Source organism: Streptomyces sp. NPDC092370 (genome assembly GCF_044755265.1).
GTDB lineage: Bacteria > Actinomycetota > Actinomycetes > Streptomycetales > Streptomycetaceae > Streptomyces.
The window spans coordinates 1,016,834-1,042,573 of the sequence record NZ_JBIVQO010000002.1; the positions used below are offsets into that span (position 1 = coordinate 1,016,834).

Sequence of the window (25,740 nt, forward strand, 5' to 3'; positions counted from 1 at the left end):
TCCGCGAACCGCCGTGTTAGGTTCGGGCGGTGCCCGGACAACGGGAAACCGGCTCGCACAACAACCGCTTGCATTCTTCCCGCCGACATATTGAAATCAGGCGGCGCTACGCAACCGGAGGCTGAAGATTGTCTGGTCGTGAGCCCGAGGGTGCGATTCTGCCCCTGTCGGCCGCACAGCGTGAGATCTGGTTCGCGGAACAGCGCCTGGAATCGGCGAACAGCGTCTACCGGGTCGGGGAGTACGTGCGGATCGACGGCCCGCTCGACACCGCGCTGTTCGAACGGGCGCTGCGGCAGACGGTCGGTGAAGCCGACGCGCTGCACGTCCGGTTCGCCGAGTCCGGCGACGACGCCCGGCAGTCCGTACGGCAGGTGGCCGACTGGCCGCTGCCGTACGTGGACGTCGGCGACCGGCCGGACCCGTCCGCGGCGGCGACCGCGTGGATGGAGCGGGACCTCCGCAGGCCGATGGACCTCGCCCGCGGGCCGCTGTTCCGGCACGCGCTGATCGGCCTCGGGGACGACTGCCACATCTGGTACCACAGTTACCACCACATCGTCATGGACGCGTTCGGCGCCCAGCTCATCGCCCGGCGGGTGGCGGCGGTGTACACCGCGCTCGCCGAGGGACGGCCGTGCGAGGCGTCGCCGTTCGGGTCCCTGCGCCGGCTGGTCCACAGCGACACCGCCTACCGCTCCTCCGAACAGTTCGCCCGGGACCGGGCGTTCTGGACCGGCCTGTTCGCCGACCGGCCGCCGACGCCCCGGCTCGTGGTGCCGTCACGGACCACGCCGGCGGAACTGCTGCGCAGCACCACCCGACTCGGCCAGGACCGTCTGGAGCGCATCCGCGAGATCACCCGCCGGGCCCGGGTGCCCTGGTCGCAGTTGGCGATCACGGCGGCCGCGGCGTACGTGCACCGGATGACGGGCGCCGACGACGTGGTGGTCGGCCTGCCCGTAGCGGCGCGCACGGACGTCGTGGTGCGCCAGACCCCGGGCATGACCTCCAACGTTCTGCCGCTGCGGGTGCCGGTACGGCCGGAGCTGAGCGTCGCCGGGCTGCTGCGTGAGGTGAGCGACCGGGTCCGTGACGTGGTGGCCCACCAGCGGTACCGGGGTGAGGACCTGCACCGGGACATCGCGCTGCGGGACACGGCCGCCGCCCGGTACGCGCCGCTGGTCAACGTCATGTCGTTCGACTACGACCTGCGGTTCGGCGAACACCCCGCGACCGTGCACAACCTCTCCTCCGGCCTGGTCGGCGACCTGGCGATCGCCGTGTGGGACCGGCGGGACGGATCCGGCCTCCAGATCGACCTCACCGCCCACCCCGAGGTCTGCGACCGGCAGACGCTGACAGACCATCAGAACCGGTTCGTGGCCCTGCTGAACGCGGTCACCGAGGCCGACCCGGACTCCCCGATCGGCCGGATCGACCTGCTGACCGCGGCGGAACGCCGCCGGCTCCTGCCGGCCCCGGCCGCCGTGGCCCCCGCGCGCCGCGCCACCCTGCCGGGGCTGTTCCAGGCGCGGGCCCAGGCCTCCCCGGACGCGCCCGCCGTCTCCCTCGGCGGCATCCGGCTGTCCTACGCGCAGCTGAACACCCGGGCCAACCGGCTCGCGCGCCTGCTGATCGCCCACGGCGCCGGGCCGGAGAAGATCGTCGCGGTCGCGCTGCCCCGGGGCGTCGAACTGATCGTCGCCCTGCTCGCCGTCACCAAGACGGGCGCGGCCTATCTGCCGCTGGACCCGGCCTATCCGCGCTCCCGGCTGGAGTTCATGCTGACGGACGCCGCCCCGGTGCTGGTGGTCACCGACCGGGACACCGCGCCGTCGCTGCCGTCCGGCGCGCCCGCGCTCGTCATGGACGAGGGCGCCACCGCCCGTCTGCTCGACGCGCAGCCGGCGACCGACCCCGCCGACGGCGACCGGACCCGCCCGCTGACGCCGGACCATCCCGCCTACGTCATCTACACCTCCGGCTCCACCGGCCGGCCCAAGGGCGTCCTCGTCACCCACCACAACGTGGTCCGCCTGTTCGACGCCACCCGGGAGCGGTTCGCCTTCGACGAGCGGGACGTGTGGACCCTGTTCCACTCCGCGGCGTTCGACTTCTCCACCTGGGAGATCTGGGGTGCGCTGCTGCACGGGGGCCGCCTGGTCGTCGTGCCGTACGACGTGAGCCGTACCCCCGCGCGCTTGCTGCGGCTGCTGGCCGACGAGGGCGTGACGGTGCTCAACCAGACGCCGTCCGCCTTCTACCAGCTGATGCAGGCCGACCGTGAGGAGCCCGCGCACGGCGACCGCCTCGCGCTGCGCACGGTCGTCTTCGGTGGTGAGGCGCTGCGCCCGGACCGGCTGCGCCCCTGGTACGAGCGCCACCCGGACACCGCGCCGGCCCTGGTCAACATGTACGGCATCACCGAGACCACCGTCCACGTCACCCGGCTCGACCTGGACCGCGGCCAGGTGGCCGCCGCCGAGACGAGCGTGATCGGCACGGGCCTGAGCGACCTGCGCACCTACGTCCTGGACCCGGGGCTGCGCCCCGTGCCGCCCGGCGTCCCCGGCGAACTCCATGTCGCCGGGGCCGGACTGGCCCGCGGCTATCTGGGCCGTCCGGAGCTGACCGCGCAGCGGTTCGTCGCCGACCCCTACGGGCCGCCCGGCACGCGGATGTACCGCACCGGGGACGTGGCCCGCTGGACCGCCGACGGGCTGCTGGAGTATCTGGGCCGGTCCGACGACCAGGTGAAGGTCCGCGGGTTCCGCATCGAACCCGGTGAGATCGAGGCGGCCCTCGCCGAGCACGAGGGCGTCGCCCAGGTCGCCGTCCTGGTCCGGCGGGGCCGACTCGACGACGACCGGCTGGTCGCCTACGTGGTGCCCGCCGCCGGAGCCGTGGTGCGGCCGCAGGAGCTGCGCGCGTTCGCCCGTGACCGGTTGCCGGAGCACATGGTGCCGGCCGCGGTGGTCCTGCTCGGCCGGCTCCCCCTCACCCCCAATGGCAAGCTGGACCGGGCCGCGCTGCCCGCCCCGGACCGGGCGTCGGCGCGCGGCCCGCACCAGCCCGCCCGGACGCCGCGCGAGCAGGCCGTGTGTGATCTGTTCGCCGAGGTCCTCGGCGTGGACCGGGTCGGGGCGGACGACAACTTCTTCGACCTCGGCGGTCACTCGGTCCTGGCGACCCGGCTGACCGCGCGGCTGCGCACGGCGTACGGCGTCGAGCTGAGCCTGCGCTCCCTGTTCGAGGCGGCGACACCGGCCGCGCTGGCCCGGCTGCTGGACGACGCGGCACCGGCCCGCCCGGCGCTGACCCGGCGGGACCGTCCGCAGGTGCTGCCGCTGTCGTTCGCGCAGCAGCGGCTGTGGTTCCTGCACCGGCTGGACGGGCCGGACGCCACCTACAACACCCCGTTCGTGCTGCGGCTGTCCGGCCCGGTGGACCGGGCCGCGCTGCGCGCCGCCCTCGATGACGTCGTGGCCCGGCACGAGAGCCTGCGCACCGTGATCCGCGAGCGGGACGGCGTCCCGTACCAGGTCGTGCTGCCGGGCGTGAAGACGCCGTTCACCACGCGGGACAGCGACCCGGCGGAGCTGTCCGGCCGGATGGCCGAGGCGGCCCGGCGCCGGTTCGACCTAGCCGCCGAGCCGCCGCTGCGGGCCGAGCTGGTCAGTCTCTCGGCCGACGAGCACGTCCTGCTGCTCGTCCTGCACCACATCGCCGCGGACGGTTGGTCGATCGGCCCGCTCTCCCGCGACCTGGCGACCGCCTACGGCGCCCGCAGCCGGGGGGAGCGGCCCGAGCTGCCCGACCTGCCGGCGCAGTACGCCGACTACACCCTGTGGCAGCGCGACCTGCTCGGCGACCCGGAGGACGCCGACAGCGTGTTCGCCGCTCAGGTCGACTATTGGCGACGGCAGTTGGCGGGACTGCCGGAGTGCCTGGACCTGCCCACCGACCGACCGCGGCCCGCCGTCGCCTCGCACCGCGGGGATTACCTCGCCGCCGAGATCGACGCGGACCTGCACCGGCGGCTGCTGGAGACGGCACGGGCCGCGAACGCCAGTCTGTTCATGGTGCTCATGGCGGGCCTCGCGGCCCTGCTGACCCGGCTCGGCGCCGGCACCGACATCCCCGTCGGCACACCGATCGCCGGGCGCACCGACCAGGCGCTCGACGACCTGGTGGGCCTCTTCGTCAACACCCAAGTGATCCGCACCGACACCTCGGGCACTCCGTCGTTCACCGAGCTGGTGGCCAGGGTGCGGGAGACGGCGCTGGCCGCCCACGCCCACCAGGACGTGCCGTTCGAGCATCTGGTCGACGTTCTCAGCCCGTCGCGCTCCCTGGCCCACCATCCGCTCTTCCAGGTCGTGCTGGCCCTCCAGAACGCCGCGGACGCCTCCTTCGACCTGCCCGGCCTCCAGGTGCGCTCGGAGCTGGGCCGCACCGGCACCGCCAAGTTCGACCTGTTCCTCAGCCTCAGCGAGGAGTACGACGGCGACGGGCGGCCCGCCGGGATCCACGGGCTCGTCGAGTACGCCGACGACCTGTTCGACCCGGAGTCGGTGCTGACGCTGTGGGACCGCTGGGTGCGGCTGCTCGACGCCGCGGTCACCGACCCCGGCGCCCCCGTCGCCGGTATCGATCTGCTCACCCCGGCGCAGCGGGAGCGCATCCTCCGCCACGGCACCGGCCCCGACCAGCCGGCCCCGGACCTCCCCTTGCCCGCGCTGTTCGAGGCGCGTGCCGCGGCCGATCCGGACGCGGTGGCGCTGGTCGCCGGGGACACCCGGCTGACCCGCTCCGATGTGAACGCCCGGGCCAACCGGCTCGCCCGCGCGCTGCGGGCCCGCGGTGTCCGGCGGGGCGACGCGGTCCTCCTGCGCCTGGAGCGGTCCGTCGACGCGGTCGTGGCGATCCTGGCGGTACTGAAGGCGGGCGGCACCTACGTGCCCCTCGACCCCCGGCAGCCCGCGGCGCGGACCGAGCTGATCCTGCGCGACACCCGGCCCGCCCTGCTGCTCACCACGCGAGGCGCGCCCCCGCTCGACGGCGTCCCCCGCTTCGAGCTCGACGATCCGGCCACGGCCGCCGAGCCGGCGGCGGACCTCCGCCTCCCGGCGTCACCCGCCGACGCCGCTTACGTCATGTACACCTCCGGTTCGACGGGCCGGCCCAAGGGGATCACCGTCACCCACGCGAACGTCGCCGCGCTCGCCTCGGATCCCTGCTGGTCGGACGGCGCGCACGACCGGGTGCTGCTCCACTCGCCGCTGGCGTTCGACGCGTCCACCTACGAACTGTGGGTGCCGCTGCTGCGCGGTGGCCAGGTGGTGGTGGCGCCGCCCGGCGACCTGGACGTGCCCACGCTGGCCGGGCTGATCACGGAGTCGGGGGTCACCGGTCTGTGGCTGACCGCCGCGCTGTTCGACGTGATGGCCGAGCACGACCCGGGCTGCTTCACCGCTGTCCGGCAGGTGTGGGCCGGCGGCGAGGCGTTGTCCCCGGCCGCGGTCGGCCGGGTGCTGGCCGCCTGCCCCGGGACGGTGGTGGTCAACGGCTACGGCCCCACGGAGACCACCACCTTCGCCACCAGCCACGCCGTGCGCGACCTCGTGCCCGACGCCCCGGCCGTGCCGATCGGCCGGCCGCTGGCCGGGACCCGGACCTACGTCCTGGACGCCGGTCTGCACCCGGTGCCCGAGGGCGTCGTCGGCGAGCTGTACATCGCCGGTTCGGGGCCGGCCCGCGGCTACCTCGGGCAGCCGGCGCTGACCGCCCAGCGGTTCGTCGCCGACCCGTTCGGCCCGCCCGGCGCCCGCATGTACCGCACCGGCGACCTGGTGCGCTGGAGCGGCGCGGGGGTGCTGGAGTTCGCGGGGCGCTCGGACGACCAGGTCAAGATCCGCGGGTTCCGGATCGAGCCGGGCGAGGTCGAGGCGGTGCTCACCGGGCATCCGGACGTTGTGCGCGCCGCCGTGCTCGCCCGCCCGGACCACACCGGCGGTGCGCGGCTGGTCGCCTATCTGGGTACGACGGCCGACCCCGCCGCGCTGCGGGCGTACGCCGCCGAGCGGCTGCCCGACTACATGGTCCCCGCCGCCTTCGTCCCACTGCCCGCACTCCCCCTGACCCCCAACGGCAAGGTCGACCGGGCCGCCCTGCCGGAACCGGCCCTGCCCGTGACGGACCACCGGGAGCCCCGCACGCCCCGGGAGAAGCTGCTGTGTGAGCTGTTCTCCCAGGTGCTCGGCCGGGACCCGGTCGGTGCCGACGACGACTTCTTCGTCCTCGGCGGCGACAGCATCCTCTCGATCCGGCTGGTCTCCCAGGCCCGCGCCGCCGGCCTGGACGCCGGCGTACGGGACGTCTTCGAGCACCGTACGGCCGCCCGTCTGGCGGAGGCCGTCGGCGACGTGACGGCGTCGACGCCGGCCGAGGACTCCGGATCCGGCGACGGACTCGTCCCGCCCAGCCCGATCATGTGCTGGCTCCAGGACCGCGGCGGCCCGATCGACCGGTTCTCCCAGTCCCTGTTGCTGCGGGCACCCCACCGTTTGGACGGGGACCGGCTCACCGCCGCCGTGGCCGCCCTGACCGACCGTCACGCCGCCCTGCGCGCCCGCCTGACGCGGGAGCCGGACGGGGACCGCTGGGCCCTGGACATCCGCCCCGCGGACGCCGTCGACCCGGCCGATCTGGTCCATGTGGCGGAGCTGCCGTCCGCCGGGGCCGGCCACGCGGGCGGCGGGCCGGAGCGGTCCGCGGACGTCCTGCGGGCGGCCGTCGAGCGGGAGGCCGAGGCCGCGACGGACCGGCTCTCCCCCCAGGAGGGACGGATGGCCCAGTTCGTCTGGCTGGACGCCGGGCCCGGCCGGGAGAGCAGGCTGCTGATGGTGATCCACCACCTCGCGGTCGACGGGGTCTCCTGGCGCGTCCTGGTGCCCGACCTGCTGGCCGCGCTGGACGGGACCCCGCCGCCCCCGGTCGGTGCCTCCGTGCGCACCTGGTCGCGGAGCCTGCACGCCCGGGCCCGGCAGCCCGAGACGGTCGGCGAACTGGCGTGGTGGGCCCGGATCGTGCGCGAGCCGGACCCCCTGCTGACCGCACGCGCACTGGACCCGGCACGGGACCTCACCGGCACCGCCGCCCAGTTCACCACCACCCTGCCGCCCGACGTCACCGAACCCCTGCTCACCAGCGTGCCGGCCGCGTTCCACGCCGGGGTCCAGGACGTGCTGCTGGCCGCACTGTCCCTGGCGCTCGGCCACTTCCGCCGCGAGCGGGGTCGGGACGAGGGCAGCGCCGTCCTGATCGACGTGGAGGGGCACGGCCGCGACGAGGACGGCAGCGGGATCGATCTCTCCCGAACGGTGGGCTGGTTCACCAGCCTGTACCCGGTCCGGCTGGACCCCGGCGCGCACGCGTGGGAGGACGTGACCGCCGGTGCGCCCGGCACCGCGGCCGCGGTCAAACGGGTCAAGGAGCAGATGCGCGCCGTCCCCGCGCACGGCCGGGGCTTCGGCCTGCTGCGCTACCTGAATCCCGGCACCGCGGCCGAGCTGGCCACGGCAGCCGTCCCGCAGGTCGGCTTCAACTACGTGGGCCGGTTTCCGGCGCCCGGCACCGCCATCGTCCGGGAGCACCCCGACTGGCGGGTGGCGGAAGAGATCGGGCTGGTCGGCGGCAGCGACGCCGCCCTCCCCCTGGCGCACGGCCTGGAGGTCGACGCGGCGGTGCGCGACCACCCGGACGGGCCGCGCCTGACGGCCACGTGGCGGTGGGCGTCCGGGATGTGGCCCGAGACGGACGCACGGACGGTCGCGGAGTACTGGTTCCAGGCCCTGCGCGGCCTGGCACGCAACGGCTCCGAACCGGGGGGCGGCGGCTTCACCCCGTCCGACTTCCCGCTCGTCGGACTCGCTCAGCACGATGTCGAACAGCTCGAGGACATGTGGAGGACTCGGTAATGACCCGCGGCAATCTGGTCGACATCCTCCCGCTGACACCCATGCAGGAGGGCATGCTCTTCCACTCCCTGTACGACGTGGACGGCCCCGATGTGTACATGGTGCAGCAGGTCTTCGACCTCACGGGTCCGCTGGACCCGAGGCGGCTGCGCGCCGCGGCGCAGGCGCTGGTGGCCCGGCATCCCAATCTGCGCGCGGCCTTTCCGCAGGTGACGGACGGTCAGCCGGTACAGGTGATCCCGGCCGAGGTGACCGTGCCGTGGACCGAGGTGGACCTGAGCGGGCTGCCGGAGGCGGAGGCGCGTGAGGAGCTGGACCGGCTGGGCCGGGAGGACCACCGGCGCCGCTTCGACCTGGCGCGGCCCCCGCTGCTGCGGTTCACGCTGCTCCGGCTCGAGGCGGAGCGGCACTGCCTGATGCTGACCAGCCATCACATCCTGCTGGACGGCTGGTCGACGCCGATCGTGGTGCGGGAGCTGTTCACCCTGTACGCCGGTGACGGGGACGCCGGCGCCCTGCCGAGGGTGACGCCGTTCCGGGACTATCTGGCCTGGCTGGGCCGGCAGGACCGGGCGGCTGCCGAGGAGGCGTGGCGGCGGGAGCTGGCCGGGGTGGACCAGGCCACCCGGCTGGCCCCGGCCGATCCGGCGCGCGTTCCCCGGTTGCCCGAGCGGGTGGTGACCGAGGCGCCGGAGGAGCTGACCGCGGCGCTGCGAGCGCGGGCGCAGGGACTCGGGGTGACGGTGAACACCCTGCTCCAGGCCGCGTGGGGGCTGGTGCTGAGCCGTACGACCGGGCACCGGGACGTGGTGTTCGGCGCCATCGTCTCCGGCCGTACCCCGCAGTTGCCCGGCGTCGAGTCGATGGTGGGCCTGTTCATCAACATCGTCCCCGTGCGGGTGCGGGTCGCGCCGGAGCAGTCGCTGTCGGAGCTGATCGGCGAGGTGCAGCGCGGCCAGTCCGCACTGACCTCGCACCACCATCTGGGGTTGTCGGACATCCAGCGGGCGGCGGGTGTGCCGGAGCTGTTCGACACGATGATGGTGTTCGAGAACTACCCGTGGGACGGGCCCGCACAGGACGTCGCCACCGGTCTGGGCACCGAGGTGCGGGTGGCTCCGGCCCTGGAGCGGGGCCGGGACGCCACCCACTTTCCGCTGACCCTCGTCGCCGCCCCGGGCCGGCGGTTGTACCTGCGGCTGGACTACCGCGACGACCTCTTCGACCGGGCGACCGCGCAGGCTCTGCTGGACCGGCTGCTCCTGGTCCTCACCGCCGTGGCCGAGGACCCCGGCACGCTCACCGGGCGGGTCGACGTGACCAGCCCCGAGGAGCGCCGTCTGCTGCTGGATACCTGGAACGCCACCCGGCGCGAGGGGGAACTGCCGCTGCTGCCGGACTGGTTCCAGGTCCAGGTCGCCGCCACACCGGACGCGCCCGCCGTCCGCTTCGGCGACGAGACCCTGTCGTACGCGGACCTGAACCGGCGCGCCAACCGGCTCGCGCACGCCCTGATCCGGCGCGGGGTCGGACCGGAGAGCATCGTCGCGCTCGCCCTGCCCCGCTCGTCCGCACACATCGTCGCCCTGCTGGCCGTCGTCAAGGCCGGCGCCGCGCACCTGCCGCTCGACCCGGACCATCCGGCCGCGCGCATCCGGTACATGCTCGCGGACGCCCGCCCGGCCGTCCTGCTCACCGGCGTCGGGACCCGGGCCGCGATACCGGACGACGGCTCCACTCCCCTGCTGGTCGTGGACGATCCGCGCACCGCCGCCCGGATCGGCGACTGCCCGGACACCGACCCCTCCCCCGCCGAGCGGCCGCGGCCGCTGACGCTCGCGAGCCCGGCGTACGTCATCTACACCTCGGGGTCGACGGGCCGGCCGAAGGCGGTGCAGATGACCGGGCTGGGCGTGGCGAACATGCTGCGCTGGCACCACGACCAGCTCGGCGGCGGCCCCGGCACCCGCACCGCGCAGTTCACCGCGATCAGCTTCGACGTGTCCGTGCAGGAGGTGCTCTCCGCGCTGCTGTTCGGCAAGACGCTGGTGGTGCCCGACGAGGACACCCGCCGCGATCCGCGGCGCTTCGCCGCCTGGCTCACCGAGCACCGGGTGGACGAGATCTTCGCCCCCAGCACCGTCCTCGAGTCCCTCGCCGAGGCCGCCACCGAGGCGGGCCTGCGCATCCCGTCACTGGGGCAGATCGCCCAGGCCGGTGAGGCGCTCACGCTGAGCCGGCAGCTGCGTGCCTTCCACGAGCACACTCCGCGCCACCTGCACAACCACTACGGGCCCACCGAGGCCCAGGTCCTGACCGCCCACACCCTGCCCGCCGACCCGGCCGAATGGCCCGCCGTCGCGCCCCTGGGCCGGCCCATCGACAACGTGCGCGTCTACCTCCTGGACGACGCCCTGCGCCCAGTGCCGCCCGGCGCGACCGGCGAGCTGTACACCAACACGGTCGGCCTGGCCCGCGGCTACCTCGACCGGCCCGCGCTGACGGCCCAGCGGTTCGTCGCCGACCCCTATGGCCGGCCCGGCGACCGCATGTACCGCACCGGCGACCTCGCCCGCTGGACGCCGGACGGGCAGGTGGAATTCCTGGGCCGCGCCGACGACCAGCTCAAGGTCCGCGGCTTCCGCATCGAGCCCGGCGAGATCGAGGCGGCGCTGACCGAGCACGCAGAGGTGGCGCAGGCCACCGTCCTGGTGCGCCGGGACCAGCCCGGCGATCAGCAGCTGGTTGCGTACGTGGTGCCCGTCGCGGACCGCGCGCCAGACCCGCACGTCCTGCGCGGCTTCCTGCGGGACCGGCTGCCCGACTACATGGTCCCCGCGGCCGTCGTACCCCTCCCCGCCCTCCCCCTCACCCCCAACGGCAAGCTCGACCGCGCCGCCCTGCCCGCACCCGACCTCACCCGGGGCGGCACCGGCCGGGACCCGCACACCCCGCAGGAGCAGATCCTGTGCGATCTGTTCGCGCACATCCTGGGCCTGCCCCGGGTCGGTGCCGACGACGACTTCTTCGACCTGGGCGGCCACTCCCTGCTCGCCACCCGGCTCGCCGCCCGGATCCGCGCCACCTTCGGCGCCGAGACCGGGGTGCGCGCCGTCTTCGAGGCTCGCACCCCGGCCGCGCTGGCGCGGCGGCTGGACGACAGCGGCCCGGCCCGCCCGACGCTGACCCGGCGGGCGCGCCCGGAGGTGCTGCCGCTGTCGTTCGCCCAGCGGCGGCTGTGGTTCCTGCACCAGTTGGAGGGGCCGAGCGCGACGTACAACATCCCGCTCGCGCTGCGCTTCACCGGCGCTCTCGACCACGCCGCGCTCCGAGCCGCTCTCGGTGACGTCGTCGCCCGCCACGAGAGCCTGCGCACCGTCTTCCCGCAGACCGGCGGCGTCCCCACCCAGCGCGTCCTCGCCCCCGAGCGGGCCGTCCCGCCGCTGCCCGTCACCCCGGCCACCGCGCAGACCCTGCCGGACCTGCTCACCGCGGCGGCCCGGCACGCGTTCCTGCTGGACTCCGAATGCCCGGTGCGGGCGGAGCTGTTCGCGCTCGCGCCCGACGAGCACGTCCTGCTGCTGGTCCTGCACCACATCGCCGGCGACGGCTGGTCGCTGAGTCCGCTGGCGGCCGACCTCACCCGCGCCTACGCCGCGCGCGCCGAGGGGACCGAACCCGCCTGGCCGCCGCTGCCCGTCCAGTACGCCGACTACACGCTGTGGCAGAACGACCTGCTCGGCGAGCACGACAACGACGACAGCCTGCTCGCCCGGCAGGTCGCCTACTGGCGGGCCACGCTGGAGGGCCTGCCCGAGCAGGTGACACTGCCGGGCGACCGGCCGCGTCCGGCGGCCGCCTCGTACGCCGGCGACTATGTCGAGGTGGGGCTGGACGCGGACCTGCACCGCGCCCTCGCCGGGCTGGCCCGGCGCAACGGCACCACGGTGTTCATGGTGCTCCAGGCCGGTCTGGCCGCGCTGATGACGCGTATGGGCTGCGGCACGGACATCCCGATCGGCAGCCCGATCGCCGGGCGCACCGACCAGGCCATGGACGATCTGATCGGGTTCTTCGTCAACACCCTGGTGCTGCGCACCGACACCTCCGGCAACCCGACGTTCACCCAGCTGCTGCGGCGGGTGCGGGACACGGCGCTGAACGCCTACGCCCATCAGGACGTGCCGTTCGAGTATCTGGTGGAGGTGCTCAATCCGGCCCGCTCGCTGGCCCATCACCCGCTGTTCCAGGTGATGCTGGCGTTGCAGAACGCGCCGGAGGGCCGGTTCGAGCTGCCCGGTGTGGAGGTCACGGTCTCCCAGGCGCGCACCGGCACCGCCAAGTTCGACCTGTTCTTCAGCCTGGTGGAACGCACGAGGGACGACGGGGCGCCGGACGGCATCGAAGGCGCGGTGGAGTACTCCGGCGACCTGTACGAACCGGCCACGGTCCGCGCCCTGTTCACCCGCTGGCAGCGGCTGCTGGCCGCCGTCGCCGACGCCCCGGACCGGCCGATCGCGGACGTCGACGTGCTGACGGCCGCCGAGCGCGAGCAGGTCTTGCGCGCGTGGAACGACACCGCGGTGCCGGTCGCGCCGCAGCCGCTGCCGACGCTGCTGACAGAGCGGGCGGCGGCGACGCCCGACGCCGTCGCCGTGGTGGCCGACGGCGCCACGCTGACGTACCGCGAGCTGGACGAGCGGGCGAACCGGCTGGCCGGGGAGATCCTGGCGCACGGCGGCGGGCCGGGCACGGTGGTCGCCCTGGCGCTGCCGCGCACGGAGGTGCTGCCCGTCGCGCTGCTGGCGGTCCTGCGGACCGGCGCGGCCTATCTGCCGCTCGACACCGAGTACCCGGCGTCCCGGCTGGACTTCATGCTGCGCGACGCCCGGCCCGCGGTGCTGCTGACCACCCAGGCCACCGGCAAGCTGGTGCCCGACGTCGAGGACCTGGCGCGGATCACGCTGGACGACCCGGGGACGGTGGAGGCCCTGTCGGCCCGCCCGGACACCCCACCGCCGATCCGGATCGCGCCGCGGCAGTCGGCGTACGTCCTCTACACCTCGGGGTCGACCGGCACCCCCAAGGGCGTGGTCGTACCACACGAGGCGCTGACGAACTTCCTGCACGCGATGGGGCGATTGGTACCGCTCACCCCGCAGGACCGGCTGCTGGCCGTCACCACGATCTCGTTCGACATCGCCGCCCTGGAGATCTGGCTGCCGCTGCTGCGGGGCGCCCGGGTCGTCCTGGCTCCCCGGGACGTGGTGCGGCAGCCGTCGGCACTGCTGGAGTGGGTGTCCACGCAAGGGGTCACCGTCATGCAGGCGACCCCCTCCCTGTGGCGGACGCTGGTGGCGCACGACCCGGCGCCGCTGCGCGGGCTGCGGGTGCTGACCGGCGGCGAGGCGCTGCCCGAGCGGCTGGCGGCGGACCTGGCCGGGCTGGGCGAGGTGCTGAACCTGTACGGGCCGACCGAGACGACGATCTGGTCGACCGCAAGCCGGGAGCCGGGGACGCGGCCCCCGCTGATCGGCACGCCGATCGGCAACACCCGGGCGTATGTGCTCGACGCGCGTCTGCGACCGGTACCGCCCGGTGTCGTCGGGGACCTGTATCTCGCCGGGACCGGACTGGCCCAGGGCTATCTGCGCCGGGCGGGCCTGACGGCCTCCCGTTTCGTGGCCTGCCGGCACGGGGCGCCCGGTGAGCGGATGTACCGCACCGGGGACCTGGCCCGCTGGACCGGCGACGGGCAGCTGGAGTTCGCCGGCCGCGCCGACGACCAGGTCAAGCTGCGCGGCTTCCGGATCGAGCTCGGCGAGATCGAACGCGTCCTCGACGGGCAGCCCGGGGTGCGGCAGGCCGCCGTCACCGTGCGCGAGGACCGGCCCGGCGACCGGCGGCTGGTGGCGTACGTCGTGCCCGGTGCCACGCCGGACGCGCCGGAAGAAGGCGCGGAGCGGCACCAGCTGGAGGACTGGCGGCTGCTGTACGACTCGGTGTACGCGGGGGCCGCGAAGGCGCCGTTCGGCGAGGACTTCGCCAGCTGGAACAGCAGTTACACCGGCGAGCCCATCCCGCTGCCCGAGATGCGGGAGTGGCGGGCGCACACGGTGCGGCGGATCCTGGACCTGCGGCCTCGCCGCGTCCTGGAGCTCGGTGTGGGCACGGGCCTGCTGCTGTCCCGGGTCGCGCCGCACTGCGCGGAGTACTGGGGCACTGACTTCTCCGAGCACGTCATCGGGGAGCTGGGCCGGCACGTGGCGGCCGACGCGGCGCTGAGCGAGCGGGTCACGCTGCGGGTGCAGGCGGCGCACGATCCGAGCGGGCTGCCCGCCGGGCACTTCGACACGATCGTGCTGAACTCCGTCGTCCAGTACTTCCCCAGCGCCGACTACCTGACCGAGGTCCTCGCCGCCGCGACCCGCCTGCTGGCGCCCGGCGGCACGCTGTTCGTCGGCGACGTGCGCAACGTGCGGCTGCTGCGGGCGCTGAAGGCCGGTGTCCACGCGCACCGGATGTCCGGGCCGCCGGACCTCGCCGCGCTGCGCCGGGAGATCGAGCACGACCTGATGACGGAGAAGGAACTCCTCGTCGACCCGGACTTCTTCACCGCGCTCGCCGAGCGCCTTCCGGACATCGGCGCGGTGGGCGTGTCACTGAAGGAGGGTGCCTACGACAACGAGCTGAGCCGCTACCGCTACGACGTGACGTTGCACCACCGGGGCGCGCGCACGACCGACGTCCGGGACGCCCCCGCGGAGCCCTGGGAAGACCTCGGCGACCTGGCGGCGGTCCGCGCGCATCTGGCCGAGCGGCGCCCGGAGCGGCTGCGGCTGACCGGTGTCCCGAACGACCGGGTCGCGGCCGAACTGGCATTGGCCGAGGCTGTCCGGACCGGGGACAGCCAGGTGGTGCCCGCGCCCACCGTGGACCTGGCGGACCTGCACCGGCTGGGTGCGGAGCTGGGCTACCGCACGGCGGCGGCCTGGTCGCCGGATCCCGGCCTGGTCGACTTCGTGCTGGCCCGCGGGGACGCCCCGCTCACCGGCACCTGCCCGTCGGCGTCCGCGTCCGGTCCACGCACCGGGCTGTCGGCCCTCACCAGCGACCCGATGGTGCCGCGGACCAGCGGCACGCTGATGGCGCGGCTGCGCCGGCACGTGGAGCGGACCCTGCCGGCCTCCATGGTGCCCAGCGCCTTCGTGCCCCTCAGCGCACTGCCGCTGACCGCCAACGGCAAGCTGAACCGGGCCGCGCTGCCCGCGCCGATGCTGACCGCGGGCGGCACCGGACGCGAACCGCGCACCCCGCAGGAGCAGATCGTGTGCGATCTGTTCGCACAGGTCCTGGGCCTGCCCCGGGTCGGTGCCGACGACAGCTTCTTCGAGCTGGGCGGGCACTCGCTGCTCGCCACCCGGCTGATCGCCGCGATCCGCGCCACGTTCGGCGTCGAGCTGGCCCTGCGGGCGCTGTTCGAGGACGCCACCCCGGCGGCGGTGGCCGCGCGACTCGACAGCGCCGCGCCGAGCCGGCTGCGGCTCGCGCGCCGGGACCGGCCCGAGCGGCTGCCGTTGTCGTTCGCCCAGCGCAGGCTGTGGTTCATCCACAAGCTGGAGGGGCCCAGCCCGACGTACAACATCCCGCTCGCGCTGCGCCTGACCGGGTCCTTGGACCAGGAGGCGCTGCGGGCGGCCCTCGCCGACGTGGTGACGCGCCACGAGAGCCTGCGCACGGTCTTCCCGGAGAGCGGCGGGGTGCCGTGGCAGCGGGTGCTGGATCCCGCGGAGGCGATCCCGGCGGTGGATGTGGTGGCCACGGACCAGGAGGGCCTGTCCGCGCGGCTGGACGCCGCCGCCCGCCAGGGCTTCCACCTGGCCGCCGAACCGCCGCTGCGGGTACGTCTGTTCGGGCTGTCCGCCGAGGAGCACGTGCTGCTGCTGGTGGTGCACCACATCGCCGGTGACGGCTGGTCGCTGAGCCCGCTGGCCCGCGACCTGGCCCGGGCGTACGAGGCGCGGTGCCGGGGCGAGGCCCCGTCCTGGGCGGCGCTGCCGGTGCAGTACGCCGACTACACGCTGTGGCAGAACGACCTGCTGGGCGACCAGGGCAACGCGGACAGCCTCTTCGCCACGCAGCTCGACTACTGGGTGCGGCGGCTGCGCGACCTGCCGGAGGAACTGCGGCTGCCCACCGACCGCCCGCGACCGGCGGTGGCCTCCTACCGGGGCGACTACGTCAGGGTCGGCATCGACGCGGAGCTGCACCGGCGGATCGCGGAGCTGGCCCGGGAGTCCGGCGCGACGGTGTTCATGGTGCTCCAGGCGGGGCTGGCGGCGCTGCTGTCCCGGCTGAGCGGCAGCACGGACATCCCCGTCGGCAGTCCGATCGCCGGCCGCACCGACCAGGAACTCGACGACCTGGTGGGCTTCTTCGTCAACACGCTGGTACTGCGCACCGACACCTCTGGGAGGCCCAGCTTCCGCCAGCTGATCGCCCGGGTGCGCGATACCGCGCTGGGCGCGTACGCCCATCAGGACGTGCCGTTCGAGTACCTGGTGGAGAAGCTGAACCCGCCGCGTTCGCTCGGCCGGCATCCGCTGTTCCAGACGATGCTGGCGCTCCAGAACGCGCCGGCCGGCTCCTTCCAGCTGCCCGGGCTGCGCGTCGACATCGAGCCGGGGCGCACCGGCTCGGCCAAGTTCGACCTGTTCTTCAGCCTGTCGGAACACCTCGACGACACGGGCGGCGCGCAGGGCATCACCGGTGTGGTCGAGTACGCGAGCGACCTGTACGACGCCGGCACGGTCACCGACCTGTTCGACCGCTGGGTGCGGCTGCTGACGTCCTTGGTCACGGCGCCGCACCGGCCGATCGGTTCGGCCGACCTGCTCACCGCGCGGGAGAGCCTGCTGCTGGAGCGGCACAACGACACCGACCGGCCCGCGGTCGAGGCCGGTCTGCCGGAGCTGTTCGACGCCCAGGTGGCCGAGCGTCCCGACGCGCCGGCCCTGGTGCACGGCGACCGCGAGATCGGCTACCGGGCACTGCGCGACGCCGCCGAGCACGTCGCGGCGGTGCTGGCGCGCCGCGGTGTGCGCCGGGCGGGCACGGTGGCGCTGCTCATGCCGCGCTCCCCCGGCATGGTCGCCGCGGTCCTCGGCATCCTCAAGGCGGGCGCCGCCTACGTGCCGCTGGACCCGCGCTACCCGGCGGCCCGGACGCGGACGGTACTGGCCGAGACGGGGGCCCGGGTGCTGATCACCGACCGGGCACCGGCGCCGGAGTCGCTCCCGGAGGGCACCACGGTCGTCCTCGTCGGCACCGACCTCGGTGACGGCCTCCTCTCGGGGAAGGGCACGTGCGGCCCCGCCCCGGCCGAGCGGCCGGGTCCGGACGATCTGGCGTACATCATGTACACCTCCGGCTCCACAGGCAGTCCCAAGGGCATCGGGGTCACCCACCGCAACGTGGCCGAGCTGGCGGCCGACCCGCGCTGGCGCACCGACGCCCAGCGGCGGGTGCTGCTGCACTCGTCACCTGCGTTCGACGCGTCGACGTACGAGCTGTGGGTGCCACTGCTCACCGGTGGCACCGTGGTGATCGGCCCGGACGGGGATCTCGACCTGCACGCGCTCGCCGACACGATCGTGCGGCAGCGGGTCACCGGCCTGTGGCTGACCAGTTCGCTGTTCACGCTGGTCGCCGAGAGCATGCCCGCGTGCCTGTCCGCGGTCCGGCAGGTGTGGACGGGCGGTGAGGCGGTGTCACCGCAGGCGGTGCGCACCGTGCTGGCGGCCTGCCCCGGCCTGCTCGTCGTCAACGGGTACGGGCCGACCGAGACGACCACCTTCGCCGCGAGCTGGCCGGTCGACGTGCTGCCCGCCGACGCCACGTCGGTGCCGATCGGGCGCCCGATGGCCAACACCCGGCTGTACGTGCTGGATCCGGACCTGCGCCCGGCCCCGCCCGGGGTGGTCGGCGAGCTGTACATCGCCGGTACCGGACTCGCCCGGGGGTATCCGGGCCGGGCCGGTCTGACCGCGCAGCGTTTCGTCGCCGACCCGTTCGGCAAGCCGGGCACGCGCATGTACCGGACCGGGGACCTGGTGCGGTGGACGGCGGACGGCGCCCTGGACTACGTCGGGCGCGGCGACGACCAGGTCAAGCTGCGCGGCTTCCGTATCGAGCCGGGAGAGGTGGAGAGCGTGCTGCTGCGCCACCCGGCCGTGGGGCAGGCGGCGGTGCTGGTCCGCGAGGACCGGCCTGGTGATCCGCGCCTGGTGGCGTACGTGGTCGCCGACCCGGAGGCCGCGGGGCACGACGAGACGGCCGAGCAGGACCAGGTGCAGGCCTGGCAGGGAATTTACGAGTCCTTGTACGCCGCGCCGACGGCCGCGTTCGGCGAGGACTTCTCCGGCTGGAACAGCAGCTACGACTCCGCGCCCATCCCCCTGGAGGAGATGCGCGAGTGGCGTCGCGAGACGGTGGCCCGCGTCCGACGGCTGCGGCCGCGCCGGGTGCTGGAGATCGGCGCCGGTACGGGTCTGCTGCTGTCGCGGCTCGCCCGGGACGCCCAGGAGTACTGGGCCACGGACTTCTCCCCGGCGGTCGTCGAGACGCTGCGCGCTCACGTGGCGTGCGATCCGCAGCTGCGCGAGCGGGTGCGGCTGCGGGTCCTGGCCGCCCACGAGACCGGGGATCTGCCGGAGGGTCACTTCGACACCGTGGTGCTCAACTCGATCGTGCAGTACTTCCCGAGCGCCGAGTATCTGCTGCGGGTGATCGAGTCGGCCATGCGGCTGCTGGCTCCGGGTGGTGCCCTGTTCCTCGGCGACGTACGCGATCTGCGTCTGCACCGCATGCTCACCTCCGCGGCGCTGGCCCGCAAGGTGCACGACCGGCACGACCGCGCGAGTTTGCGGCAGGCCGTCGAGCGCGCCTTGGTGATGGAGAAGGAACTGCTGGTCGCACCCGAGCTGTTCACCGTTCTGGGCGAGCACGTCGAAGGCCTCGCGGGTGCCCGGGTCGAGGTGAAGCGGGGCACCTTCGCCAACGAGCTGACGCGGTACCGCTACGACGTCACCCTCTTCAAGGACGGCGGTACGCCGCTCACCTCGGCGCGCGAGATGCCCGTCGTCGGGTGGGACGACGCGACCGGACTGGCAGGGCTGGACGAGGCGCTCCGCCGAGCGCGCTCGCCGCTGCGGGTCACGGGGGTGCCGAACGAGCGCCTGGCCGAGGACGCGGCCGTCGAGGCGGCGATCCACGAACACGACCCGGAGGTGCCGGAGGACGCTCCGCCGCTCGCGGCGGTGGACGAGCTGGCCGCCCGGCTCCACCTCGCCGCGCACGTGACCTGGTCGGCCGACCCCTGCCGCCTGGACGTGGTGTTCACCGAGCCGGATCCCGCGTATCCGGTGGTCGACCTGTACCGGCCGCGGTCCCCGCTGGCCGCCGGCACGCCGCTGACCCGCTGGGTACGGGCGCCGCTGACCGCGCGGGCGGCCGGCGCGCTCGTGGGCAGTGTGCTCGAGCACGCCCGGCGGCAGCTGCCGGAGTACATGATGCCCAGCGCGGTGGTGCCGCTCAGCGGGCTGCCGCTGACCCGCAACGGCAAGCTGGACCGGTCGGCGCTGCCCGCCCTCGAGCTCGACTCCGGCCTGGACGGCCGTGCTCCGCGGCTGCCGCAGGAAGAGCTGATGTGCGAGCTGTTCGCCGAGGTGCTCGGCCTGCCCCGGGTCCAGGTCGACGACGACTTCTTCCAGTTGGGCGGCCACTCGCTGCTGGCGGCCCGGCTCAAGGCCCGGATCCGCGCGGCCTTCGGCGTGGACGTGGGACTGCGCGCACTGTTCGAGACGCCGACCCCGTCCGGCATGGCCGGACGCCTTCGGACCGCCGATACGGGCGACGGCTACGAGGTGATGCTGCCGCTGCGCCCGCGGGGTGAGCGCGAGGCGCTGTTCTGTGTGCATCCCGGCGGCGGCATCAGCTGGTCCTACGCCGGTCTGCTGAAGCATCTCGACCCGGAGCGGCCGGTCTACGGGCTCCAGGCGCGCGGTCTGGGCAAGCCCGGACCCCGCCCGGACACGCTGGAGGCGATGGCGGCCGACTACGCCGACGAGATCCAGCGGGTCCAGCCCGCGGGCCCCTACCACCTGCTCGGTTGGTCGTTCGGCGGGGTGGCGGCCTACGCGGTTGCCGTGGAGCTGCGGCGCCGCGGGGAGCGCGTAGGGGTGCTCGCCGTCGTGGACGCCTGTCCGGGCTGGAAGGGGCTGACCCATGACGACGTCCCCGAACTGGACGAGGAGGATCTGCACGAGCATCTCACCTACCTCGTGGGGCTGGTCGACGAGTCGTTCGCACTGGGCGAGGGGGAACGGCTGACGTTCGAGCGCACCAAGGAGATCCTGCGGCGGCGGGGCAGTGCGCTGGCGAACCTCGGGGAGGAGCAGCTGCGGGCGATCATGGAGATCTCCGCCAACAACACCCGGCTGCTCATCGATTACCGCCCCGAGCGTCTGGCCGCCGACCTGCTGCTGCTGACCGCCGACGACCAGCAGGAGCCGTCGCGGACCCACCGCGCGTGGACGCCGTACGTGGAGGGGCGCATCGAGCGGCACGCCCTGCCGGGCGAGCACGGCACCCTGCTGAACCGGGAGGCCTCGCTGGAGGCGATCGGCCGGCTGGTCGGGGAGAAACTCGCCGCGTACACCGATGGCCAGGGGTGACCGGTGCCACCTCGCCGCCCTGCACCGAAAGCTCCTTATGCCGTAAAGTATTGCGGCAAGAGGGTCGCGGGAGATGTCACGGCCGGGGCGGCGGCACCGGCCGGGCGACGCCCCCTCGCCATCCGCCCCTATCGCGCGAAGGAATCCATGAACAGCTTGCCGATCTGGCTCCTGCACGTCAGCCGGACAGAGCAGATCACCCCACACATGGCACGCATCACTCTCACCGGCGACGATGTCCGGGGCTTTTCCCTCACCGAACCCGACCAACAGGTCAAGCTCTACTTTCCCCGCCCCGGCCAGCCCCGGCCGGTTCTGCCCGAGGTCACCGAGACCACCGACCTCACGACGTGGTACCAGGCGTTCAGCACCATCCCGGAGGACGAGCGGCCGTGGATGCGCAGCTACACGATCCGCGCGCACGACCCGGCGACGAACTCCCTCACGTTCGACTTCGTCCTGCACCGGCACGCCGGACCGGCCACACGGTGGGCGATGGACGCCGCGGAGGGCGACTGCCTCGGCGTGTTCGGGCCCAGCGACTACTTCGCGCGCCCCAAGCCGCTGTCCGCGTCACTCGCGGAAGCCGACTGGGTGCTGCTGGCCGGTGACGACGCCGCCGTCCCCGGGATGGCGACGATCGTCGAGAGCCTGCCGCCCGGCAAGCGGGCGCTGGCGTTCGTCGAGGTCCAGGACTCGGCCGACGAGCAGCCGCTGCGTACCGAGGCCGATCTGACCACGACGTGGCTGCACCGCGGCACGACCGAGCCGGGACACAGCGAGGCGCTGGCCGACGCGCTGCGGGAGGCCGCGCTGCCCGACGGCGAGGGGTTCGCCTGGATCGCCGGCGAAGCCGGTCTGGTGCGCCGGATGCGGCGGCACCTGGTGGACGACCGCGGCATGCCGAAGAGCCGGATCGAGTTCTCCGGCTACTGGCGCCTGAAGCTCACCCAGGACGACGCCCCTACCGCGGAGGACCTCGCGGAGGCGCAGGAGCGCCTCGCGGAGGCGCAGGCCCAGGCCTCCTGACCCGCCGTTCCCCGACCGGGACGCGCCGTCCGCCGGCGCGTCCCGGTCGTTCGTTTGCCGGCGCGGTCAAGACCGTGAATCACTATCAAGCCAACCGATCAACGCCCCCTGCGGGAGAGCGGAACTTCTTGCTACGCTCACCCCCATCGTCGGCATTGATCCGATAATATGTGCGTGGCAAAGCCAGTTGGCGGCGCCGGCCGGGCGGCGACGCGGGTTCTCGGCTCGCCGCTATTTCAACGGGGGTGTTTCCTTTGATGTTGATCATCGCGGGCAATCAGACCCATCCAACATATCGCGCGCTTTAGCGCGCGTTTCGCAGCGGGCGGGCTTCGACCTCTCCACGCCCCCTTTACAGCTGCCATCGCGAAAACTCACCGAAAACGCCGACCGCTGTTCAGCGCTCGGCCGCTCCAGCGCACGGTCGCGGTCGGCATCCGCCCACCAGCGCTTCGCCGCGCCCGTCGCCGAATCACCTCAACCATGCGGCCTCTGCACGCCCAGAGGCATCACCGACGCCGGAAGAGAGGTTCGTATGCAGCACTCCGTGGACCGCGCTCAGCGAAACCGCCCGCGTACCAGCGCGCCCCTTCGGAGGTACGGAACCGACAGAGGACAGCAAGGCATGGACGTCCTCACGACACGCGTCGGACTGAAGATCCCCGCCGCCCTCACATTCGAACGCTGGCAGCATGCCGGTTCACAGATCTCACGCATCGTCGACTCCTCGTCCTGGTGCCTCGGCGACTGGCTGGTGTACGGGCAGGAGGAGTTCTCCGACCGGTATCTACGGGCGATCGAGGCCTGCGGCCTCGACTACCAGACGCTGCGCAACTACGCGTGGGTCGCCCGCAAGTTCGAACTGAGCCGCCGGCGTGAGACGCTGAGCTTCCAGCACCACGCCGAGGTGAGTTCGCTGCCGCCCTGCGAGCAGGACAAGTGGCTCGACCTGGCTGACGAGTTCAACTGGTCACGCAACGAACTGCGCCGCAACATCCGCTCCCATCGGCAGAGCGACGGCAAGGGCGAACCGCCGAAGGACTACCTGCCCAAGCTCAGCGCCCCGGCCGAGCGGGTGCAGCGGTGGCGCAAGGCTGCCGAACTCTCCGGTGACAAGTTCGAGCAGTGGGTGCTCCGGGCTCTCGACGAGGCAGCGCTGGCCAGCCTTCCCGGGTGACACCCGCCAGGGCGGGGAGGCAGGCGCCCGCCTGTCTCCCCGCCCTCGTGTGCCCTACTTCCAGGCGCGCAGCACTCCGTGCGGCGTCCACGTCTCGCCCGGCAGCCGTTCGACCTGCTGGAACCCGGCTCCGCGCAGCCACTCCTCGTACTGCCCCCAGTGGTAAAGGGTGCTGTCCGGCGCCGGCAGCGTGGCGAAGTAGACGTTGTCGAGCGCGGCGTACAGCGGCCCGTCCTCTGTGTCGTCGGAGAACGCGTTGAAGATGAGCACCTGCCCGCCCGGCGGCAGGCAGTCGAACGCCTTGCGCAGCAGGGCCGCGTTCTGCTCGGGCGACCAGATGACGAGCTGGTTGGCGAACAACACGCAGTCGTGCCCCGACGGGAATTCGTCGGCGAAGATGTCCCCCGCCCGTACGGAGATACGGCCGTCCAGACCGTGCTCGGCGATTTTCCGGCTCGCGATGTCGAGCGCGCCGGGCATGTCGACCACCGTGAAGGAGGTCTCCGGGTTCGCCTCCGCCAGGGCGATCGCGTTCACCCCGTCGCCACCGCCGACGTCCAGCACCCGGGACACCCCGCTCAGATCGGCCCGGTCCACCAGGACCGGGTTGGACAGGCGCGACCACGAGCGCATGCAGCGGTAGAACAGCGCCTCCAGTTCCGGCTGGGACGCCAGCCGGTGGTACAGGTCGCCGCCCTCGCCCGGGATGCGGCGCAGGCCGACGTTGGTGTTCTGCCGCAGCGCCTCCACCAGGTCGGCGGCGGCCGGCATCGCGATCCGGTCCTCGAATCGCACGATGTCCTCGATGATGCTCCAGGTGTCGTCGGAGAGCATCGAGTCGATCAGCTCGGCGTTGTGATAGCGGCGATTGTGGCGGACGGTCAGACCGAGCGAGGTCGTGCCCAGCAGCAGGATCTGCGCCGCCCGTGGTTCCAGCTTCAGCGTGGCGCACACCTGCTCCGCGGTCAGCGGCCCCTCCTCGTACAGCCGGGTGAACAGGCCGAGTTCGCAGCCGGCGTGCAGCAGGTGGAAGGCGGAGGCGCCGAAGAGGATCCGGGTCAGGTCTTCGTGGTCGACGGGGCCGGCCTTGGCCATATGGGCTCCCTCGTGGGGTCGGTGATCGATGGGTGACAGCAGGATGTGGCGGGCAGCCCGCCTACAGGAGCGACCGCACGGACCACAGCTCCGGGAAGAACCGGTGCCCACTGATCCGCTCCAGCCACGACACACCGTCCGTGCCGCCCGTGCCGGGTTTGCCCCCGAGTACGCGCTGGACCACCGTCAGGTGGGTGTAGCGCCATCGGGCGAAGGAGTCGGCGACATCGGTCAGCGCTTCTGCGAGGAGGAACAACGGCCGGTTGGCGGCGCTGTTCTCGTACACCTCGCGCCAGGCCCGCTCGACACTGTCGTGGGGTTCGTACGGCGCCTCGTACGGGCGCGCCAGCACGGCGTCCGCGACCGGAAGGCCGCGGCGGTGCAGCAGGGCCAGCGCGCTGTCGTAGAGGCTCGGCTCGTGCAGTTGCCGGGACACCGCCTCATGGCTCGATGCGTCTCGGTGCGGCAGCACCATGCGCGGATTCTTGTTCCCGAGCAGGAATTCCAGCCGCCGGTACGAGGCGGACTGGAAGCCCGAGGCCGTGCCCAGCACCTCGCGGAACTCGGCGAATTCCCCGGGCGTCATCGCGCTGAAGAAATCCCACGACGACAAGGCCACCTGCTGCACCCGAGCGGCCCGGCGCAACGCCCACAACGCGGCGTCCACGTCGTCGTCGGCCAGCCGGTCCCGGGCCGTCGTGAATTCGATGTGCAGCAGCTTGAAGAGGAGTTCCATGACCTGGCTCATGATGATGAAGCCGGGCTCCGTGGCCGCCGCCGTGCGGGGATGCTGCAACGCGAGGAGTGCGTCCATCTCCGCGTACTCGGCGTACGCCGTCGGGGGCGCGTCAGCCGCCCCGCCGTAGGGGCAGCCCGTCACCACCGCGCCGTCCTGCCCGTCACCCGGTCGCGCGGCGGTCATCCGGCGTCCCTCCGGGTCCGTGCAGGGTCAGGGCCTTGTGGTACAGCGTCGTCAGCAGGGGGGCGATGCCGTGCGGCCGGGACCGGTACCGCTCGCCGAAGCGGCGGTGGTACTCGGCGAACCAGTCCGCCCGCTCACCGAGGAACAGGATGTCGTGCACCGCCATCGCCCGCACCGCGACCAGCGGGACGGGTGACCGGCTGACCTTGAAGGCCGGGTTGCGGGCCGCTGGTTCGTCACAGTCCGGATGGAACTGGCCGATCATCAGGCCGCGTTCCACGCTCTCGGTCTTGACCTGCGCGTGCGCCTCGTCGAGCAGCACGAACGCATCGGGCGGCAGATCCGGCAGCACGATGAGCAGCGACCGCAGGGTCGGGTTCGACGTCCGCCAGTCGAACTGCTCGAACTCGTCCAGACCGCAGCGGATGACCTCTTTGATCAACGACAGACTGGCGACGGGACCCACCAGCCGCACCGCCGTCTCGACGGCGTGAACCCGCCGGGCGGGCGCCACGAACGGACACACCGCGCCGGGCCGGCCGAGTTGCTCATGGGGCTGGGTGATATAGGAATTCAGCCATTCGTCGACGCTGTCGAGGGCTTTCCCCACGTCGACTGCCAACACATCGATTGACATTATCGTCGATTTCCCCTCCGACGGCACCATCAAGAAATGAGCGCAGGCGTTCGCCGACGTGCCCTGCACCGACTTATTGGCTCGCGAAACCATATCGGCGGGCGGAAAGACGCATCAAGGGAGGCGCGGCCGGGCACGCCCCCGGCCTGGCGAGCGGAAATTCA

At 73.3% G+C, this 25,740-nt stretch carries 7 protein-coding genes; 4 read left to right on the forward strand and 3 right to left on the reverse strand.

Annotated features, from left to right (window positions below; genetic code table 11):
• The first annotated feature begins 128 nt into the window (after positions 1 to 128).
• The 4 genes from ACIQHQ_RS10990 to ACIQHQ_RS11005 all read left to right on the forward strand — a co-directional run bounded on the left by ACIQHQ_RS10990 (position 129) and on the right by ACIQHQ_RS11005 (position 22,922).
• Positions 129 to 7,982 carry an amino acid adenylation domain-containing protein gene (locus ACIQHQ_RS10990; protein WP_402611552.1) on the forward strand — a complete coding sequence of 2,618 codons (7,854 nt, stop codon included), beginning with the start codon at positions 129 to 131 and terminating at the stop codon, positions 7,980 to 7,982.
• On the forward strand, positions 7,982 to 20,716 hold the full coding sequence (locus ACIQHQ_RS10995; RefSeq protein WP_402611554.1) for an amino acid adenylation domain-containing protein: 12,735 nt from the start codon (positions 7,982 to 7,984) through the stop codon (positions 20,714 to 20,716). The genes ACIQHQ_RS10990 and ACIQHQ_RS10995 overlap by 1 nt, the downstream gene beginning before the upstream one ends.
• 147 nt (positions 20,717 to 20,863) lie before the next feature.
• Complete coding sequence (locus ACIQHQ_RS11000) at positions 20,864 to 21,745, forward strand: siderophore-interacting protein (protein WP_402611555.1); 882 nt, start codon at positions 20,864 to 20,866, stop codon at positions 21,743 to 21,745.
• A gap of 625 nt (positions 21,746 to 22,370) precedes the next feature.
• Positions 22,371 to 22,922 carry an LmbU family transcriptional regulator gene (locus ACIQHQ_RS11005; RefSeq protein WP_402611556.1) on the forward strand — a complete coding sequence of 184 codons (552 nt, stop codon included), beginning with the start codon at positions 22,371 to 22,373 and terminating at the stop codon, positions 22,920 to 22,922.
• Positions 22,923 to 22,976: 54 nt separating this feature from the next.
• Here ACIQHQ_RS11005 and ACIQHQ_RS11010 read toward each other — a convergent pair whose 3' ends face one another.
• The 3 genes from ACIQHQ_RS11010 to ACIQHQ_RS11020 form a co-directional block, all read right to left on the reverse strand.
• A complete protein-coding gene (locus tag ACIQHQ_RS11010; protein ID WP_402611557.1) occupies positions 22,977 to 24,017 on the reverse strand; it encodes a methyltransferase in 1,041 nt (346 codons plus the stop codon).
• Positions 24,018 to 24,078: 61 nt separating this feature from the next.
• On the reverse strand, positions 24,079 to 24,939 hold the full coding sequence (locus tag ACIQHQ_RS11015) for a tryptophan 2,3-dioxygenase (protein WP_402611558.1): 861 nt from the start codon (positions 24,937 to 24,939) through the stop codon (positions 24,079 to 24,081).
• Positions 24,917 to 25,645, reverse strand: coding sequence for a DUF6875 domain-containing protein (locus ACIQHQ_RS11020; RefSeq protein ID WP_402611559.1), 729 nt, complete (start codon positions 25,643 to 25,645; stop codon positions 24,917 to 24,919). Before ACIQHQ_RS11020 ends, ACIQHQ_RS11015 begins: the two co-directional genes overlap by 23 nt.
• Positions 25,646 to 25,740 lie beyond the last annotated feature (95 nt).